We start from the raw sequence: 17,748 nt of genomic DNA on the forward strand, positions 1-17,748 counted from the left end.
CGCGTCGCGCAGCCACTGGATCGCGCTGCCGGCGACAAACACCGAGCTTCAAGCGCGTAGGTGACCGAACCGTTCAGCCCGTAGCCGATGGTCGTCAGCAGGTTATGGGCGGACATTTTCGGCGTCTTACCGGTGTTCATCACAATGAAGGAGCCGGTGCCGTAGGTGTTTTTGACCATGCCTGGGCGCAGCGCCAGCTGACCGAACAGCGCGGCCTGCTGGTCGCCGGCCATGCCGGCGATCGGGACCCGACTGCCGTAAAAGTGAAACGGCGCGGTTTCGCCGTAAACTTCGGAATTGCTGCGGACCTCGGGCAACAACGCTTTGGGGATGTGCAGCAGGTTCAGGATCTCGTCGTCCCACTGCAGTTGGTGGATGTTGAACATCATCGTGCGGCTGGCGTTGGTGTAGTCGGTGACGTGGATCGCGCCGCCGGACAGCTTCCAGGCCAGCCAGGTGTCGATGGTGCCAAACAGCAGCTCACCGCGCTCGGCGCGAGCTGGGCGCCAGGCACCGCGTCCAGCAGCCAGCGGACCTTGGTCGCGGAAAAGTAGGGGTCGATCAGCAGCCCGGTTTTCTCGTGAATGGTGTCCCCATAGCCCCCTTGCCGCAGTTTTTCTGCCAGCGCCGTGGTTTGCCGCGACTGCCAGACAATGGCGTTGTGGATCGGCAGCCCGGTTTGCTTGTCCCAGATCACGCTGGTTTCGCGCTGGTTGGTGATACCGATGCCGGCGATCTGCCGCGGCTGGATGCCGCTTTTGGAAAAGGCGTCGGCGATCGTGGTCAGCACTGCGTTCCAGATCTCGTTGGCGTTGTGCTCGACCAGCCGGGCTTGGGGAAGTACTGCGGAAACTCCTGTTGCGCATCGGCGATGATCTGCCTGCGTGATCAATGATGAGGCGCGGGTCGAGGTCGTGCCTTCGTCCAGCGCATGATGTACTGTTTGTCCATGTCTGCCATGCTCCTTGTCAGTCTGATAGAATAAGTGTAAGCGCTTCGGCCGGGATTGAAAAGGCCGGCCTCGGCCCTAAGCCCGATTTTGGGCTTGGAAGCGATTTATTTTTAATTTGACCTGTTTTGACCAATGGCAATTTGTTAAACTATAGGCGTAGTGATAATCATCACGAACACACGCCGTCTGGTTAAGCCGGACCGGCGAAGGAGGGGATTTTTTTGAATCCTGATAGTTTTACGCAAGCAGTCACGGAAGCCGTTGCCGCCGCGCAGCAAATCGCGCAGGTGCGGCACCATCAAGAAATCGATATTCCCGAGGTCATTAAAAGCATGGTCCAAAAGGGCGACCTCGGCGCCCAGCTGTTTCAAGATGCCGGCATTAATCTAAACGGCCTGAACGCCGCCATTGATCAGGCCATCGACCAGGAGTCTGTGGTCGAAGGGGCCAGCAGCTACGGCCAGAACATGAGTCAGAACCTGTACCAGCTGTTCCAGGACGCGGATAAGGTCAAGACTTCCTTAGGCGACGAGTTCATCGCCACCGAGGACGTCCTGCTGGCCCTGTTCGATCAGCCGTACAACGTCATCACCAAGTACCTGACGGACAACGGCCTGACGGAAAAGAAGTTCCGCAAGGTCGTCGACAAGGCCCGCGGCGGCAGAAGGTCACCTCGAAGACGGCCGAAAACACCTACAAGGCGCTGGAAAAGTACGGCACCGACCTGGTCAAAGAGGCGCGCTCCGGCAAGATGGACCCAATCATCGGCCGCGATGAAGAGATCCGCAACGTGATCCGCATCCTGTCGCGCAAGACTAAGAACAACCCGGTCCTGATCGGCGAACCCGGCGTCGGCAAAACGGCGATCGTCGAGGGCTTGGCCCAGCGCATCGTGCGCAACGACGTGCCAGATAACCTGAAGAACAAGACCATCATTTCGCTGGACATGGGCAGCCTGCTGGCCGGGGCCAAGTACCGCGGCGACTTTGAGGAACGCCTGAAGTCCGTTTTGAACGAGGTCAAGAAGAGCGAAGGCCAGATTCTGCTGTTCATCGACGAGATCCACACCATCGTCGGCGCCGGCAAGACGGAAGGTTCGATGGACGCCGGCAACCTGCTCAAGCCGATGCTGGCCCGCGGCGAGCTGCACCTGATCGGCGCGACCACGTTGGACGAGTACCGCGAGAACATTGAAAAGGACAAGGCCCTGGAGCGGCGGTTCCAGCGCGTGCTGATCCAAGAGCCCTCAGTTGAGGACACCATTTCCATTCTGCGCGGGCTGAAGGAGCGTTTCGAGATTTTCCACGGTGTGCGCATTCACGACTCCGCTTTGGTGGCCGCGGCGACGCTGTCGAACCGTTACATCACCGACCGCTACCTGCCTGACAAGGCCATCGACCTGATCGACGAGGCTAGTGCCGAGATCAACGTCGAAATGAATTCGCGGCCGACCTCGCTGGACGTGGCTGAACGCAAGCAAATGCAGCTGGAGATTGAGGAGCAGGCCCTGAAGAAGGAAACCGATCCCGCCAGCGAAAAGCGCCTGAAGCAGGCCGAACAGGAACTGGCCAACACCAAGGAGCAAACCGCCAAGCTTAAGGCGCAGTGGGACGCCGAGAAGAAGGACATCAACCAGCTGAACGAGAAGAAGGAAGCCATCGATAAGGCCAAGCACGAGCTGGAAGACGCGCAAAGCCGCTACGACTTGGAAACCGCCGCACGCTTGCAGCACGGCACCATCCCGCAGCTGGAGAAGGAACTGAAGGACCTTGAAGCCACTGACCGGCCGGATTCTTGGCTGGTTGAAGAATCCGTCACCGAAAAAGAAATCGCCGCGGTGATTTCGCGGCAAACCGGGATCCCCGTGGCCAAGCTGGTCGAAGGCGACCGGCAGAAGCTGTTGCACCTGCCTGAGAACCTGCACAAGCGGGTGATCGGCCAAGACGAGGCGGTCGACGCCGTGTCCGATGCCGTGCTGCGGTCACGCGCCGGCCTGCAGGACCGTCGCGGCCGCTGGGCAGCTTCCTGTTCCTGGGCCCCACCGGGGTCGGGAAGACCGAGTTGGCCAAGTCGCTGGCGGACAACCTGTTTGATTCTGAAAAGCATATGGTCCGCATCGACATGTCCGAGTACATGGACAAGATTTCCGTGTCGCGGCTGGTCGGCGCGGCGCCGGGCTACGTCGGCTACGAGGAAGGCGGCCAGCTGACCGAGGCGGTGCGGCGCAATCCGTACACCATCGTGCTGCTGGATGAAATCGAAAAGGCCCACCCAGACGTGTTCAACATTTTGCTGCAGGTGCTGGACGATGGGCGTCTGACTGACAGCCAGGGCCGCACCGTCGACTTCAAGAACACCATCATCATCATGACGTCCAACCTGGGCTCCGAAGCGCTGCTGGACGGCGTGGAGGATGACGGCAAGATCACGCAAGACGCGAAGGATCAGGTCATGGCGCAGGTCCGCAGCCACTTCAAGCCGGAGTTCTTGAACCGAATCGACGACATTATCATGTTCAACCGCTGCGGCTGGCAGACGTGGAAAAAATCGCGGTCAAAGATCTGAAGCAGCTCGGCGGTCGTCTGGCGGACCAGAACATTACGCTCGACGTAACGCCGGCCGCGCAGGAGTGGCTGGCCAACAAGGGTTACGAGCCGGCTTACGGCGCACGGCCGCTGCAGCGCCTGATCACCACGGCGGTCGAGACACCGCTGGCCAAGCAGCTGATCGCCGGTGACATCGTGCCGGAATCCACGGTGACGATCGGCGTGAAGGACGGGGCGCTCGACTTTACCAGCAAGGAAAACACGCCGGCCCCGGCGGAAGCGTAAATTTTACCTGTAAAGGTCTTGCCTTGACGCGTATATTTTAGTATGATTAGTCATGCTGTGATAGCAACAGGCTATCAATGCCGCTTGGCCTTGCAATTTTGGCCGGGTCCGGTATAGTAGTAAAGAAATCTAAAACAAAAGGGGTTTTCCGCTCATGGCAGTTCCAGCACGCAGGACTTCAAAAACCAAAAAGCGTATGCGCCGCGGTCACATTAAGTTGAATGTGCCGAACTTGCAGTTCGACGCAGCGACCGGCGAATACCGTGTCTCTCATCACGTTTCACCTAAGGGCTTCTACAAGGGCGCTCAGGTGCTCAAAAAGGATACCAACGCTAAGGCGTAATGGACCTTTTGCCGCAGACCAAATTGGTTTGCGGCTTTTTTTGTAAGGTGCATAGGCTTGGCGCATTTAGCCCGACAGCTAGCCCGACCACGTCATTGTCGGCGTACTAGGCCGACGAGGGCGTGGGCGTAGCTAGATGCTCGGGCGTTGCCAAGTCGTAGCCCGATTATAAGGTGCCAAGCCCGCCGGTTTATGTGGACTCTTTTCACGGCTCCATACCTTTATCTGGTTTCCAGTACCAGCTCTCGTGTTATACTGAAAATAGGAAATGAAGGAGGAACACAATGGCTGAAGATGAAGAGTATTTTGCGTACCTGAAGTCGCTGCAGCAGGTTCAGCTGCCGCGCTGGGCCGACCTGCCGCAGTTCGATCTGTACATGGACCAAGTCGTGCAGTACGTCAACGAGCTGCTGGCGCCGCTGGACCTGGGCGAGTTGACCGCGACCATGGTCAACAACTACGTCAAAAAAAGGCGTGATCACGCCGCCGACCAAGAAAAAGTACAGCCGGGGGCAGGTCGCCAACATTTTGATCATCGCCATCCTGAAGTCTGTCTTCTCGCTGGATGAAATTGCGGCGGGCATCGACTACCAGCTGCAAGGTCGCGAGAAGCAGCAGGCGTTTGACGCCTTTATCCTGAACTTTGCCGGCGCTTTGCAGCAGGCCAACACCAACTTTGCTGGCGGCGTCCTGATCAACAAGGTGACCAAGGAAGACACGATCAAGGTCCAAAGTGCCATGGTGTCTCTGGCCATCAATGCGGTGCTGCAAAAAATGCTGGTCTCTGCCATGGTGACCATGGTGATGCCCAAGCCGACCGGCAAGAAGGAGAAATAACCCGTGAAGTTAACCATTCTTTCCACCAGTGACACGCACGGTTACATTGTCCCGACCAATTACGTGCGCCGCGATCAGGACCTGCCGTTTTCACTGAGCAAGGCCAAGACAGTGATCGATCAGCTGCGAAAGGCCGCGACTGGGCCAGTGCTCACCATCGAAAACGGCGATTACCTGCAGGGTTCGCCGCTGGCTTATTACGCCGCCAGCATCAAGCAGGACCCGCAGCTGGAGACCGCGGCTTACAACCGGGTGGGCTACGATCTTGGCATCGTGGGCAACCACGAGTTCAATTATGGGCGCGAGTACCTGAGCCAGGCCATCGCCACGCTGAACTATCCGGTGCTGTGCGCCAATATTTTGGACCACGGCCAGCCCGCGTTCGGTCAGCCTTACCAGATTTTTGAAAAAAGTGGGGTGAAGGTCGCCGTGCTCGGCTTGACCACCAGCTACATTCCGCACTGGGAAGGGCAGCACCACATTCACGACTTGACGTTTGAAAGTCCTGTTGCGGTGGCGACTCACTGGCTGCCGCGGTTGCACGAGCTGGCGGACGTGGTCGTCATTGCTTACCACGGCGGCTTCGAGCGGGACCTTGAAACCGGTGAACCGACCGAGGCGCTGACCGGCGAAAATGTTGGCTACCAGCTGAGCCAGTTGCCAGGGGTCGACGCCTTGGTCACCGGCCACCAGCACCGCGAGCTTGCGGGCCTTGTCAACGGCGTGCCAACGACCCAGCCAGGTTACCGCGGTGCGAACGTCGGGGTCATCACCCTGAACTTGACGCCCACTGCGACGGGCTGGCAAGTGGCAGACGCCAGCGCCAGGTTGGTGCCGACCGGGGAGGCCAAAGCAGATGGTCACGTGCTGACCGCCGTTGCCGCGACGCAAAATGCGACTGAGGACTGGCTGGACTCGCCGCTCGGCCGCGTGCAAGGCGACATGACCATCCATGACCCACAGGCGGCACGCCTGGTTGAGACGCCGTACATCGAGTTCATTAACAAGGTGCAAATGGCGGCGACTGACACTGACATTGCCGGCACGGCCTTGTTCAACAATGAAGGCACCGGTTTTGGCGCGACCATCACCATGCGCGATGTGGTGACCAACTACATTTACCCCAACACGCTGGCGGTGCTGCGCCTGTCCGGGGCTGACATCAAGGCGGCGCTGGAGCAGTGTGCCGAGTTCTTCACGCTGCAAAACGGCCAGCTGGTGGTGACCGCACGCTTTGCCAAGCCGAAGCCGCAGTACTACAATTACGACATGTACCAAGGCTTGGACTACACGTTCGATATCACCAAACCGGTGGGCCAGCGCGTCATACAGCTGGCATACCACGGGCGCCCAGTGGCCGCCGACCAATTTTACGAGGTAACGACCAATTCCTACCGCGCGGCCGGTGGGGGCAACTTTGCCATGTTTGACCCGAGTAAGATCGTGCGCGAGAACCAGAAGGATATGACCGAGCTGATTGCCGACTACCTCCAGGCCCACCCGGTCGTCCAGGCGACTGCCGACCACAACTTCACGGTCCTGCCTAAAATGTGACACCTAGTCACATTTTCATTGCGTTTTTGGTGGGAACGCGGTAATGTGGGGCACAGACTGAAACAAGGGAAGGTTTATACATGAAAAAAAACAGGATTGCTCTTCGTTGGCCTCGCCGCGGTGCTCACACTCGCCGGTTGTGGCACGAAGCTGAGCACCAGCAAGACCACATACAGTAATTCGGGGATGGTGGCCATCATCAAGGGCGATGCCTCTGGCAAGTCGGTCAGCTACAAGGCCGACACTGAGTCCGGCAAGACCTCTGTCAATGACGGCAAGTTCACCTTCACCGTACCGATGAGCACCAGCAAGCAGAATGTGACAATCAAGGACGGCGATGCCAGCACCAAAGTCACCGTGAAGGCCGCCCAGTCGCTGGGCGCGTATAAGACGGTTGCGACTAAGTACAATCAGGCCATCATTGCCACGGCGCTGCCGGCAAACATTCAAAAGCAGCTCCAGGCGCTGCCACCAAGAAGCAGCCGACAAAGGAAGAAGTCGCCAAGATGCCGATCGCGCAGCAGCAGCAACTGGTTGCGGAGCAAAAGGCCCTGCAGTCAGCCATGAAGACGGCGACTGATAAGACGAAGGACCAGCAGCTGCCAACCAGTGTCTCCGGGCTGAAAGAAGTCTTGGATGTCGCCGGTGGGAAGCTGCGCGTGAATGTGCAGGACGGTCAGCTGATCTCAGCGACGCAGATCGCCCCGATCAAGGCCATGAAGGATAAGAAGAAGCAAGCGGCGTTTGGCCAGATGTTCGGACTGCTCGCCAACTCGGTCGGTGCCGATGCCAAAAAAGTCGGGGCCGATTTCCAAAAAGCGTTGAAGGATCAGGATGGTTCCAACACGACCATCAAGACCATCAAGAGTAACGGCGTGAAATTCAACGTCGGCGCCTCGGCGTCTGATATCTTTATCTACGTCACCAAGTGATCACAAGGTGACCAACCAGGGGTGCAGCGACATGCTGCACCCCTTTGCTATGGGCACGAAAAAAACCCCACCGCAAGCGGCAGGGCAGTTTCAAAAATTAGTTGGTTTTCTTTTCATCAGTCGTCGGATCGAATGCTTTCATGATCGGCGGAAGGACGAAGAGGATGATCGTAAAGATCACAGAGACGATAGCTGAAAGCTTGGGATCATAAGTGCCGCCGGTCAGCGCGCTGGCCAGAAAGCCAACGACTTGACCGAGGATGACGCCCCAGACTAGAGTTGCGATATAGCGCATGGTATCCCTCTTTTCTGAAACTCATCTTATCACGCCGGAGGCAAAATGCAACCGGGAACTGGCTAGCGGTTCGGGTATAATGAGAAGCGAGGTGAAACAATGTTTACCCATATTCAAGTCAAAAGCGCGTATTCACTGCTCCAAAGCCCGCTGACCTTGGACCAGATCATCGGTGCCGCTAAGGAACGCGGCTTTTCTGCCATCGGGCTTAGCGATGTCAACGTGGTCTACGGCATCGTGGACTTTTATTCGCAAGCGCTCAAGGCGGGGATCAAGCCGCTTTTGGGGATGACCGTGCAGCTGCCAGACTGCGAGTTTTTAGTCGTCGCCGAAACCACGGCCGGCTACCACCAGCTGCTGCGGCTGTCCAGCGCGATCATGATGCCGCAAACGCCGCCGACGCTTGCCGATTTGCCCAACCTGGCGGGTCTCGCGGTGATCGTGCCAGGGGCCTATTTGCTGAGCCCGGCGTTTAAAGACCGCAAGCAAAAGGCGGAAGACTACTTTCAGACGCTGAAGGCCAAGCAGCCGGCCAGCCTTTATCTGGGCGTGACCGTGCAAGAGCTGACGACCACGTTGCCGCAGTTCGCGGGCCAAAACGCGCTGCCGCTGCTAGCGCTCAGCCGCGTCAGCTACCTGAACCCCACCGATGCGTTCACCCAAAAGGTGATGGGGGCGATCAAGGACGGCGCCCAGCTGAATTTCCGCGACCCGACGCTGATGGACGCAGGGCCGGACTGGCTGACCAAGGCCGATGACGCGGCCGCGCCGTTCCAGCAGGCGAGCCAGCAGCAAGCGCTGGACAACCTTCAGGCCCTGGTCGACCGCTGCGATGTCACCATTGAGTTCAAACAGCCGCAGCTGCCGCATTTTCCAACGCCCAACGACGTCCCAGCCAAGGACTACCTCCACGAGCTGGCGACCAAGGGCCTGGCCAAGCGGTTCAACGGTCAGCCGGTGCCGGAGGCTTACCAGGACCGTCTGACCTACGAGCTGAAGGTCATCAATGAAATGGCTTTGCCGACTACTTCCTTGTGGTCTGGGACGTCATGAACCACGCCCATGAGGTGGGCATCATGATGGGCCCCGGGCGTGGTTCTGCCGCCGGGTCGCTGGTGGCCTACGCCTTGGCGATCACCGAAGTCGACCCCCTGAAGTACAACCTGCTCTTTGAACGGTTCCTGAATCCGGCGCGCCAGCAGATGCCGGATATTGACATCGACATTCCCGACGACCGGCGCCAGGAGCTGATCGCCTACGTCCACGAGTTTTACGGCCAGGCCCACATGGCCCAGATTATCACGTTTGGCACTTTTGGCGCCAAGCAGGCCCTGCGCGACGTGGCGCGGGTGTTTGGGCTGAGCCAGTTCGACAGTGACAAGTGGAGCAAGGCCATTCCGGCCATGTTTAAAATTGACCTGACGACGGCCTACAAGGATTCGCTGCCGCTGCGCAACCTGATTTCCGACTCGGACCAAAACCGCGCGCTGTACCAAACGGCGCTCGCGCTGGAAGGGCTGCCGCGGCATTACTCGACTCATGCCGCCGGGATCGTGCTGGCGCAGGAGCCGCTGACTGACACGGTCGCGGTGCAGGACGGCGGCGACGGCATCGCGCAAACCCAGGTCACCATGACCAACGTCGAACGGCTCGGCTTACTTAAAATCGACTTTCTGGGTCTGCGCAACCTCAGCATCCTGGCGCGCGCGACCCAGTCCATCACGTACCAGACGAAAAAGCCGTTTGATCCCAAGCAGATTCCGCTGGATGATGCCGAGACCCTCAAGCTGTTTGCGCGCGGTGACACCAATGGCGTGTTTCAGTTTGAATCAGCGGCATTCGCTCGGTGCTGCGGCGGCTGCAGCCCACGGCGTTCGAGGACGTCGTGGCGACCAACGCCTTGTACCGGCCGGGGCCAATGGAGCAGATCGACACCTTCATCAAGCGCAAGCACGGCGAGGAGCCAATCACGTATCCGGCGGCGGCGCTCAAGCCAATCCTGGAGCCGACGTACGGCGTGTTAGTCTACCAGGAGCAGGTCATGCAGGTCGCCAGCACAATGGGCGGCTTCAGCCTGGGCGAAGCGGATCTGTTGCGGCGCGCGATGAGTAAGAAAAAGGCCGCGGTGCTGGCGGCCGAGCAAACCAAGTTCATTGAAGGCGCCAAGGCCAAGGGCTTCGATCAGCAAACCGCCGAAACCGTGTACGACTACATCGATCATTTTGCCAACTACGGGTTCAACCGCAGCCATGCGGTCGCGTACTCGATGATCGCGTTTTGGCTGGCTTACATCAAGGTGCATTACCCGACCGCGTTTTTTTTGCGGCGCTGATGAACGGCAGCCTGAACAACGCCACCAAGTTGCGGCAGTATGTCCAGGAGCTGAAAAGTCGTAAAATCAAGGTGCTTGGGCCGGACATTAACCGGTCAAAGCTGGTGTTCCGGATCGAAGGGGCCGCGCTGAGGTTCGGCCTGCTGTCGATCAAAGGGATGCGCCGCGACTTTGCCGATGCGCTGCTGACGGCGCGGCAAAGCGGCCCCTTCAAGTCGGTGCAGGACGTCTTGCAGCGCATCGACGTCAAGTGGCTGAAACCTGAGAACTTCACCGCGATGATCCAAGCCGGCGCGTTCGACCAGTTCGACGATAACCGGGCGCAGGTCCAGGCCAACCTGGCCGAGCTGATCGAAACGGTCAAGCTGGCCGGCAATGACGTAACCTTGTTTGAGGCGTTTCAGCCGAAAACCATCACGGTGCCGCGCTTGAGCGCCACCGAGCAGCTCGACCAGGAGGCCGCGGTGCTCGGTGTCTACTTATCCGGGCACCCAGTGGACCGTTATGTTGAGGCGCTCAGTCCGTTTATGCCGCTGGTGTCCACGGTTGAGCTGGAAGGGCACACGCAGGTCACGGTGGTGCTGGTGATCCGTCGCATCAAGCGCATCCGGACCAAAAAGGGGCAGGAAATGGCGTTTTTGGACGGTCAGGACGGCGCCGGTCAGCTGAGTGTGACGGTGTTTCCAAGCCTGTATCCGGCGATTGCCGAGTACCAGGAGAATCAGGTGATTGTGGTGCAGGGCAAGGTCGAGGAGCGCGATGGGCTGCAGCTGATCGCCAACCGCATTGAGCTCGGGGATGAGGCGCTGGCGAACCTGCCGCAGGCCAAGCTGTTCATCCGCCTGGCGGACCCGGACAACAAGGCTGGGCAGAGACAGTTGATGCAAGCGCTGGCCCAGCATCACGGTGGCACCCCGGTCATCTTGGTGAACGGCAAGACCCGTGAAAGCATCATTTTGAATCGGCGCTACTGGGTCGATGACAGCGATGAAACCGTCACCATTATTGCCGGCTTAGTGGGCGGAAAAAAACGTTGTGCGCCAACGGCTGAACGGCGCTGATGAAAAATGAGAAAATTCTGCGGCTTCAGGCGACAACTTTTCTGAAAAGTGATATGCTTAACGAGTGTTAGGGGCGTGCCCCGAAAGAAAAATCATGAGGTGAAATGATGAAACGCATTGGGATTATGACCAGCGGTGGCGACGCCCCTGGCATGAATGCTGCTGTTCGTGCGGTTTCCCGCAAAGCCTTGACCGAAGGCCTTGAAGTCTTCGGCATTAATTATGGCTTCGCGGGCTTGGTTGCCGGCGATATTTTCCAAATTGACGCGGCTGCTGTCAACGATGTGATCAAGCGCGGCGGGACCATGCTTTACTCCGCTCGCTACCCTGAGTTTGAAAAGGAAGAAGTTCAACTCAAGGGCATCGCGCAACTGAATAAGTTTGGGATCGACGCGCTGGTCGTCATCGGCGGCGACGGGTCTTACCACGGCGCCTTGAAGCTGACGCAGCACGGTTACAACGCGATCGGCCTGCCAGGCACGATCGATAACGACATTCCGTACACCGACTTCACGATCGGCTTTGACACCGCGGTCAACACCGCGCTGGATGCCATCGACAAGCTGACTGACACGGCGGCTAGCCATGAGCGTACGTTCGTGGTTGAGGTCATGGGCCGCAACTGTGGTGACATTGCGATGTGGTCCGCCGTTGCCGGCGGCGCCGCAGACGTGATCATTCCGGAGCACGACTACGACATCGAAAAGGTCGCTGCCAAGCTTAAGTCTGCCCGTCAGCGCGGCCAGAAGCACGCAATCATTGTGCTGGCCGAAGGCGTGATGCACGCCGACGAATTTGCTGACAAGCTCAGCAAGTACGGCGACTTCCAGCTGCGCGCAACCACGCTGGGTCACGTTCAGCGCGGCGGCAACCCGACAGCGAAGGACCGCGTTTTGGCCTCGCAAATGGGCGCATACGCCGTTGAGCTGTTGATGCAGGGTAAAGGCGGTCTGGCTGTTGGAATTCAGAACAACAAGCTGGTCAGCCACGCCATGACCGATCTGTTCAACTCCAAGCACGAAAGTCACTTGGAGCTGCACCAGTTGGTCGAGGACCTTGCTTACTAAACGGCTGCTCATCTAGTCGGTATTCGAACATCAATTAGTTAATTTCGCCATCAAGGCGGGTTAAAAAAATTCAAAAGGAGCGATTTTATTTATGAAAAAAACCAAGGTCGTTAGCACGCTTGGCCCTGCCAGCAATACGACAGACATTATCGTTAAGTTGATTCAGTCAGGCGCTAATGTATTCCGGTTTAATTTCTCACATGGGGACCACGCAGAACACGCGGCTCGCATGCAGATGGTTCATGACGCTGAAAAGATTACCGGCAAGACGGTCGGAATCATGCTTGACACCAAGGGTGCCGAGATTCGGACTACCGTTGAGGACACTCCGGACGGCAAAATCTCGTTCCATACTGGCGACGTTGTTCGTATTTCCATGGACGCTTCACTCAAAGGGACCAAGGAAAAAGTTGCTGTAACGTATCCTGCCTTTATGACGATACGCACGTTGGCGGCCATGTTCTGTTTGATGATGGGCTGATCGACATGCTGATCACTGAAAAGGACGAAAAGAACCGTGAACTGGTCACCACCGTTCAAAACGATGGCGTCCTCGGCGGCCGTAAGGGTGTTAACGCCCCTGGCGTTGCCATCAACCTGCCTGGGATCACCGAAAAGGATGCCGATGACATTCGCTTCGGCTTGGATCAGGGCATCAACTTCATCTCCGCATCGTTTGTTCGCAAGCCTCAGGATGTCATGGACATTCGTGAACTGCTCGAAGAAAAGAACGCGCTGTACGTTCAGATCTTCCCGAAGATCGAATCCCAGGAAGGTATCGACAACTTCGATGACATTCTCAAGGTTTCCGACGGCTTGATGGTTGCCCGTGGCGATATGGGTGTCGAAATCCCATTCGAACACGTCCCGATCGTTCAGAAGGCTTTGATCCGCAAGTGCAACGATGTCGGCAAGCCAGTGATCACTGCCACCGATATGCTGGATTCCATGCAGGAGCACCCACGTCCGACTCGTGCCGAAGTGAGTGATGTTGCCAACGCCGTCTTTGATGGCACTGATGCAACCATGCTTTCCGGTGAATCCGCTAACGGTAAGTACCCTGTTGAGTCTGTTGCTGCGATGTCTCGGATCGATTCCTACATTGAAGATCAGCTCATCAAGGAAGGCGGCTACCCAGAGCGCAATTACGACAATGAGTCCGTTACTGAGTCTGTCGGCGTTGCGGTTGCCCGCACGGCCAAAAAACTTGGCGTTAAGACCATTGTTGCAACGACCGAATCTGGCTACACTGCCCGTATGATTTCCAAGTACCGCCCAGATGCCAACATCCTGGCGCTGACCTTTAACGAGCACACTCAGCGCGGCTTGACTGTTAACCGCGGGGTCTTCCCGTATATCGTTGACAAGCCTGCCAACACGGATGAGATGTTCGACCTCGCGACGAAGAAGGCGCAAGAGCTCGGCTTCGCTGAAGAAGGCGACTTGATCCTGATCACTGCCGGTGTTCCAGTTGGCGAATCCGGCACGACCAACGTCATGAAGGTCCAAATGATCGGCTCCAAGCTGGTCCAAGGTTCCGGTGTTGGTGACGCAGCTACTGTTGGTAAGGCTGTTCTGGCAACCTCTGCTGACGAAGCTGCAGCTAAGATGCAAAAGGGTGACATTCTGGTTACCAAGACCACTGACAAGGATTACCTGCCAGCCATCGAAAAGGCAGCCGCTCTGGTCGTTGAAGGCGGCGGCTTGACTTCCCATGCTGCCGTTGTCGGCATCGCTATGGGGATCCCAGTGGTTGTTGGCGCCGAGGGTGCCCTCAAGGCAATCACCGATGGTCAGATCATCACCGTTGATTCCCGTCGCGGCATTGTTTACAAGGGTGCTACCAACACGCTGTAAGCTTTCCGCTAATCGAGTTCAAGAAGGTCGTCTCAGAGATGAGGCGGCTTTTTTGCATGGTGCGAAGGACTGGCGGTTTTAGCGGGATGGGTAGCCTAGCCCAAGGCATTGCCGCCGATTTTAGCGGCGAGGCCTTGGGCGTAGCTAACCACTCCCGCGTTGCCAGTCCGTAGCCCGATTTAGTAAGGTGCGAAGGACTGGCGTACTTAGGCCGATGACTAGCCTAGCCCAGTGGATTGCTCGCAGCGCGAGCGAGCCGCTGGGCGTAGCTAGACACTCGGCCGTTGCCAGTCCGTAGCCCGATTAGGTAAGGTGCGAAGACTTGGCGTTCTTAGGGGGACAGCCAGCCGCTACGCATGTCAGACTGTACGCCATAAATGGCTACGGTCTGATCATAGCCAGAGGCATTGCCGCCGTTTTTTTTGGCGGCGAGGCCACTGGCGTAGCTGGATGCTCCCCCGTTACCAAGTCGTAGCCCGATTAAGACCACATGCGAATGGTCTTGGTTTTAAATTTTCCGGCGCACATGAAAGTAAGATATATTTGGCATTTGCTGGTCAGGTCGTATACTGTGATCGAGGAAAAATTGATGAGAAATGAACGCATGCGAGCCGCACGCACTGCTCGCAACCTGACGCAGGCCGAGCTGGCCGAGCGGATCGGGGTGACGCGGCAAACCATTGGCGCTATTGAAAAAGGGGATTACAATCCCACCATTCAGCTTTGTTTGCGAATCTGTAAGGAACTGGGCAAAACGCTGGACGACTTGTTTTGGGAAGACTGACAAATGAGTGGGGAGGACAATTGGATGTTTGATGAAAGGCAACGACTGCTCCGGTTGCGCGGTTTCGCAGGGGGCTTTTGGCTGCTGCTCGGACTGCTTGGCCTGAACTTTGCGGTTTCCGCGGTGGTCGGCCATCCCGTCGTGGCTGATCAGGGCACTTTGACCATGCTGGTCTTTTTTTCCGACCATGGTGGCGGTGATCATCTACGACATCTTCACTGGCGCGTATTTGAAGCCTAGTGATCACAATCGCATTTTGTTGGTGCTGGGCATTATCGGGATCATGGACCTTTGATCAAAGGTCAAGACTACTGGTGGAAGATGACAATGCATTACGGTGCGCCGTTGATCGTTCATTGGCAGGTGACCCGCGACGCCGCGGTCGAGCTTGTCCCTTGGTGCATGATTTTGCTGGGAATGGCATCGTTGATCGCGTGGTGGCGTGGTCGTCGCGAGCGGGTCAACTAAACGCGTGAAAGGCTGCTGAAGCGATTCAGCGGCTTTTTTTTGTCCCAATGATTGTTTTGACTGCGGCGTGCAACAATTATTTTCCAGTTATCGTTATGTAAACTAATGACAATATTGCCCGAAGCGTGTAAAGTGTTATCTAGACTGTACTGACGGAGGTAGACATGGAAAGCTGGTTATTCCTAGGCGCAGTGTTCGGAATCGCTGCGCTGTCGAAGAACAAGGCCCTGATGATCGGTGTCGGTTTCGTGATGGTGCTTAAGCTGGTGCCGCTGTTTCACCCACTGCTGAAGCTGATGCAGGCGCAGGGGATCAACTGGGGCGTCACCATTATTTCAGCGGCCATCATGGTGCCGATCGCCACTGGCGAGATCACGGTGTCGGACCTGCTGAACGTGATGAAAACGCCGGCCGGCTGGATCGCCATTGCAATGGGGGTGCTGGTCGCGGTGCTGTCATCCAAAGGGGTCGGCCTGCTTGCCGGCAATCCCGAAATGACCGTGGCCCTCGTGTTCGGCACGATCCTCGGCGTGGTCTTCCTGAAGGGCATCGCGGCCGGGCCGGTGATCGCCAGCGGCATGACTTACGTAATCCTCAGCGTGTTTAACCTGATGCCAACGCATTAAAGGAGAATAGAAATGAATTTTAACGGACAAATTATCGACGCCACGGTTTCGGACCAAAATGAGACCCAGGTGTTCGTCCAGTACCAAGGCGTGACCATGAGTGTCGACGCGACCGAGTTTGAAACGCAGCCGGCAGTGGGCGACGTCTTGCATGGTTTTGCTTACGAGAATAAAAGCGGTGCGGACCGCTTCACGACCAAGCTGCCGGCAGTTGGCTACGACCGGTACGCCTTTGGCACAGTGGTCGACGTGCGCAAGGACCTCGGGGTCTTTATCGACATCGGGCTGCCCGACAAGGACCTGGTCCTGTCGCTGGATGACCTGCCGGAGCTGACCAAGCTGTGGCCGGCCAAGGGCGACCGGCTCATGGTGTCCATGCACATCGACAAGCAGCACCGCCTGTGGGCCAAGCTCGCCGACATGAACATGTTCCAGGCCGTGGCCAACCAGGCCAAGCCGACCATGATGAACGAAAACGTCACGGCCACGGTGTACGCGCTGCGCCTGTCCGGCACCCATGTCATCACCGACGATTATTACCTGGCTTCATTCACCCCAGCGAGCGCGACCAGGAGCCGCGGCTGGGCGAAGTGGTGCACGGCCGCGTGATCGGCGTGCGCGATGACGGCACGCTGAACCTTTCGCTGCGCCCGCGCGCGTACGAGGAAATCGGCGACGATGCCGCGATGATCCTGGCCTTTATCGACCACGACCCGAGCAAGTCGATCCCGTACACGGATAAAAGTGATCCGGACGCCATCAAAATGACGTTCGGCATCAGCAAAGGGGCGTTCAAGCGCGCCTTGGGGCACCTGCTGAAGGCGCACCTGATTGTCGAAGAAAATGGAGTGACCCGTCGTGCCGACCAAAAGTGAACAAGCCCGCGCTGATCTCATCGGGGATTTTGTGCATTATTTGGACATCGAGCGCGGTTTAGCCAAAACGACGCAGGCCAGTTACCGCCAGGACCTGGTGGAGTTCACCGCGTGGGTCAATCAGCAGCATTTGGACAGTTTTCCGGAGGATCTGGCCTCGATTCAGGCCTTTTTGGCGACTCAGGCCCAGGTGAAGGCGGCGACTTCGCAGAGCCGGATGATTTCGGCGATGCGCAAGTTCTACCGGTACCTGCTGCGCGAAGAGCGCGTCAAGGCCGACCCGATGGCGCTGGTTGACTCGCCCAAGCCCGCCAAGCACCTGCCGGCGACCTTGAACGGCCCGGAGATCGACGCGCTGATGGCGGCGCCAGATGTGAACAAGCCGCTGGGCATGCGCGACCGGGCGATTTTTGAGCTGATGTACGCGACCGGCCTGCGGGTGTCCGAAGTGGTCAACCTGCGTCTCGATCAGCTGCACCTGAGCTTGAACCTGCTGGAAGTGACCGGCAAGGGCGACAAGCAGCGCATCGTGCCGGTGTCGCCGCAGGCCGTGGACTGGGTCAACCAGTACCTGCACGACAGCCGGCCGCGCCTGATCAAAAGCGGCAAGCCGAGCGTTGTGTTCGTCAATTTTCACGGCCACCAACTCACGCGGCAGGGCATCTGGAAGAACCTCAAGGCGTACATTGCCGACATCGGCATCCAAAAGGACGTCACGCCGCACACGCTGCGCCACAGCTTCGCCACGAACCTGCTTGAAAACGGCGCCGACCTGCGCGTGGTCCAGGAGCTGCTCGGCCACGCCGATATCTCCACGACCCAGATCTACACGCACCTGTCCAACAAGAAGATCATGACTGTGTACCACCAGACCCATCCGCGGGGCTGAGTACAAACCTCCAGTGGCTTGGGGTTTGTTCGCTCTCTTAAGATA

Annotated in this window: 15 protein-coding genes and 4 pseudogenes; 16 read left to right on the forward strand and 3 right to left on the reverse strand. The window is 57.9% G+C overall.

Going from position 1 to position 17,748, the window contains the following annotated elements:
* Positions 1-479 (reverse strand): FGGY family carbohydrate kinase (locus JCM13995_RS16585; RefSeq protein ID WP_263849534.1); only part of this gene is annotated, 479 nt, incomplete at its 3' end.
* Positions 386-892, reverse strand: a complete 507-nt coding sequence (locus JCM13995_RS16590; protein WP_263849530.1) for an FGGY family carbohydrate kinase — start codon at positions 890-892, stop codon at positions 386-388. The genes JCM13995_RS16585 and JCM13995_RS16590, both read right to left, overlap by 94 nt.
* A gap of 281 nt (positions 893-1,173) precedes the next feature.
* Between JCM13995_RS16590 and clpB the strand changes: the two are divergent.
* The 7 genes and pseudogenes from clpB (at position 1,174) to JCM13995_RS01545 (ending at position 7,449) form a co-directional block, all read left to right on the forward strand.
* Positions 1,174-3,783: pseudogene (clpB, locus tag JCM13995_RS01520) on the forward strand (ATP-dependent chaperone ClpB).
* Positions 3,784-3,937: 154 nt separating this feature from the next.
* The gene (gene rpmF, locus JCM13995_RS01525; RefSeq protein ID WP_054661766.1) at positions 3,938-4,126 is read left to right on the forward strand and encodes a 50S ribosomal protein L32; all 189 of its coding nucleotides are present in this window, start codon (positions 3,938-3,940) and stop codon (positions 4,124-4,126) included.
* 284 nt (positions 4,127-4,410) lie between these two features.
* Positions 4,411-4,695, forward strand: a complete 285-nt coding sequence (locus JCM13995_RS16595; protein ID WP_263849531.1) for a DUF1836 domain-containing protein — start codon at positions 4,411-4,413, stop codon at positions 4,693-4,695.
* Positions 4,601-4,963, forward strand: coding sequence for a DUF1836 domain-containing protein (locus tag JCM13995_RS01530; protein ID WP_263849532.1), 363 nt, complete (start codon positions 4,601-4,603; stop codon positions 4,961-4,963). The genes JCM13995_RS16595 and JCM13995_RS01530 overlap by 95 nt, the downstream gene beginning before the upstream one ends.
* Positions 4,964-4,966: 3 nt before the next feature.
* The gene (locus JCM13995_RS01535; protein WP_054661769.1) at positions 4,967-6,517 is read left to right on the forward strand and encodes a bifunctional metallophosphatase/5'-nucleotidase; all 1,551 of its coding nucleotides are present in this window, start codon (positions 4,967-4,969) and stop codon (positions 6,515-6,517) included.
* A gap of 120 nt (positions 6,518-6,637) precedes the next feature.
* Positions 6,638-7,084, forward strand: coding sequence for a hypothetical protein (locus JCM13995_RS01540; protein WP_156314277.1), 447 nt, complete (start codon positions 6,638-6,640; stop codon positions 7,082-7,084).
* Positions 7,024-7,449, forward strand: a complete 426-nt coding sequence (locus tag JCM13995_RS01545; protein ID WP_054661775.1) for a hypothetical protein — start codon at positions 7,024-7,026, stop codon at positions 7,447-7,449. Before JCM13995_RS01540 ends, JCM13995_RS01545 begins: the two co-directional genes overlap by 61 nt.
* 97 nt (positions 7,450-7,546) lie before the next feature.
* Here the strand turns inward: JCM13995_RS01545 and JCM13995_RS01550 are convergent, their stop codons facing one another.
* Positions 7,547-7,744 carry a YjzD family protein gene (locus JCM13995_RS01550; RefSeq protein WP_054661778.1) on the reverse strand — a complete coding sequence of 66 codons (198 nt, stop codon included), beginning with the start codon at positions 7,742-7,744 and terminating at the stop codon, positions 7,547-7,549.
* A gap of 99 nt (positions 7,745-7,843) precedes the next feature.
* On the opposite strand from JCM13995_RS01550, the pseudogene dnaE reads away from it, so the two are divergent.
* The 9 genes and pseudogenes from dnaE to xerD all read left to right on the forward strand — a co-directional run bounded on the left by dnaE (position 7,844) and on the right by xerD (position 17,703).
* Positions 7,844-11,137: pseudogene (gene dnaE, locus JCM13995_RS01555) on the forward strand (DNA polymerase III subunit alpha).
* A gap of 107 nt (positions 11,138-11,244) precedes the next feature.
* The gene (pfkA, locus tag JCM13995_RS01560) at positions 11,245-12,204 is read left to right on the forward strand and encodes a 6-phosphofructokinase (RefSeq protein WP_054661781.1); all 960 of its coding nucleotides are present in this window, start codon (positions 11,245-11,247) and stop codon (positions 12,202-12,204) included.
* Between the two features lie 91 nt (positions 12,205-12,295).
* Positions 12,296-14,061, forward strand: a pseudogene (gene pyk / locus JCM13995_RS01565) (pyruvate kinase).
* A gap of 589 nt (positions 14,062-14,650) precedes the next feature.
* A complete protein-coding gene (locus JCM13995_RS01570) occupies positions 14,651-14,845 on the forward strand; it encodes a helix-turn-helix transcriptional regulator (RefSeq protein ID WP_054661874.1) in 195 nt (64 codons plus the stop codon).
* 24 nt (positions 14,846-14,869) lie between these two features.
* On the forward strand, positions 14,870-15,085 hold the full coding sequence (locus JCM13995_RS01575; RefSeq protein ID WP_054661784.1) for a hypothetical protein: 216 nt from the start codon (positions 14,870-14,872) through the stop codon (positions 15,083-15,085).
* Between the two features lie 87 nt (positions 15,086-15,172).
* Positions 15,173-15,313: a hypothetical protein gene (locus JCM13995_RS14230; protein ID WP_156314278.1), complete on the forward strand. Its 141-nt coding sequence runs from the start codon at positions 15,173-15,175 to the stop codon at positions 15,311-15,313.
* 164 nt (positions 15,314-15,477) lie between these two features.
* Entirely contained in the window at positions 15,478-15,939 is a 462-nt protein-coding gene (locus JCM13995_RS01580; protein ID WP_054661787.1) for a DUF441 domain-containing protein, read from the forward strand.
* A 12-nt stretch (positions 15,940-15,951) separates the two neighbouring features.
* Positions 15,952-16,814 (forward strand): annotated as a pseudogene (locus tag JCM13995_RS01585) (CvfB family protein).
* Positions 16,798-17,703, forward strand: a complete 906-nt coding sequence (gene xerD, locus JCM13995_RS01590; RefSeq protein ID WP_054661790.1) for a site-specific tyrosine recombinase XerD — start codon at positions 16,798-16,800, stop codon at positions 17,701-17,703. Before JCM13995_RS01585 ends, xerD begins: the two are co-directional and overlap by 17 nt.
* Positions 17,704-17,748 lie beyond the last annotated feature (45 nt).

The sequence above is a fragment of the Lacticaseibacillus camelliae DSM 22697 = JCM 13995 genome, from assembly GCF_001311195.1.
Classification (GTDB): Bacteria; Bacillota; Bacilli; order Lactobacillales; family Lactobacillaceae; genus Lacticaseibacillus; species Lacticaseibacillus camelliae.

Coding starts and splice junctions, on each gene's coding strand:
- pfkA (WP_054661781.1), top strand. CDS start 11,245: ATGAAACGCATTGGGATTATGACCAGCGGTGGCGACGCCCCTGGCATG.
- JCM13995_RS01580 (WP_054661787.1), top strand. CDS start 15,478: ATGGAAAGCTGGTTATTCCTAGGCGCAGTGTTCGGAATCGCTGCGCTG.
- JCM13995_RS01545 (WP_054661775.1), top strand. CDS start 7,024: ATGCCGATCGCGCAGCAGCAGCAACTGGTTGCGGAGCAAAAGGCCCTG.
- JCM13995_RS16595 (WP_263849531.1), top strand. CDS start 4,411: ATGGCTGAAGATGAAGAGTATTTTGCGTACCTGAAGTCGCTGCAGCAG.
- JCM13995_RS01570 (WP_054661874.1), top strand. CDS start 14,651: ATGAGAAATGAACGCATGCGAGCCGCACGCACTGCTCGCAACCTGACG.
- JCM13995_RS01575 (WP_054661784.1), top strand. CDS start 14,870: ATGTTTGATGAAAGGCAACGACTGCTCCGGTTGCGCGGTTTCGCAGGG.
- JCM13995_RS01550 (WP_054661778.1), bottom strand. CDS start 7,744: ATGCGCTATATCGCAACTCTAGTCTGGGGCGTCATCCTCGGTCAAGTC.
- rpmF (WP_054661766.1), top strand. CDS start 3,938: ATGGCAGTTCCAGCACGCAGGACTTCAAAAACCAAAAAGCGTATGCGC.
- JCM13995_RS14230 (WP_156314278.1), top strand. CDS start 15,173: ATGCATTACGGTGCGCCGTTGATCGTTCATTGGCAGGTGACCCGCGAC.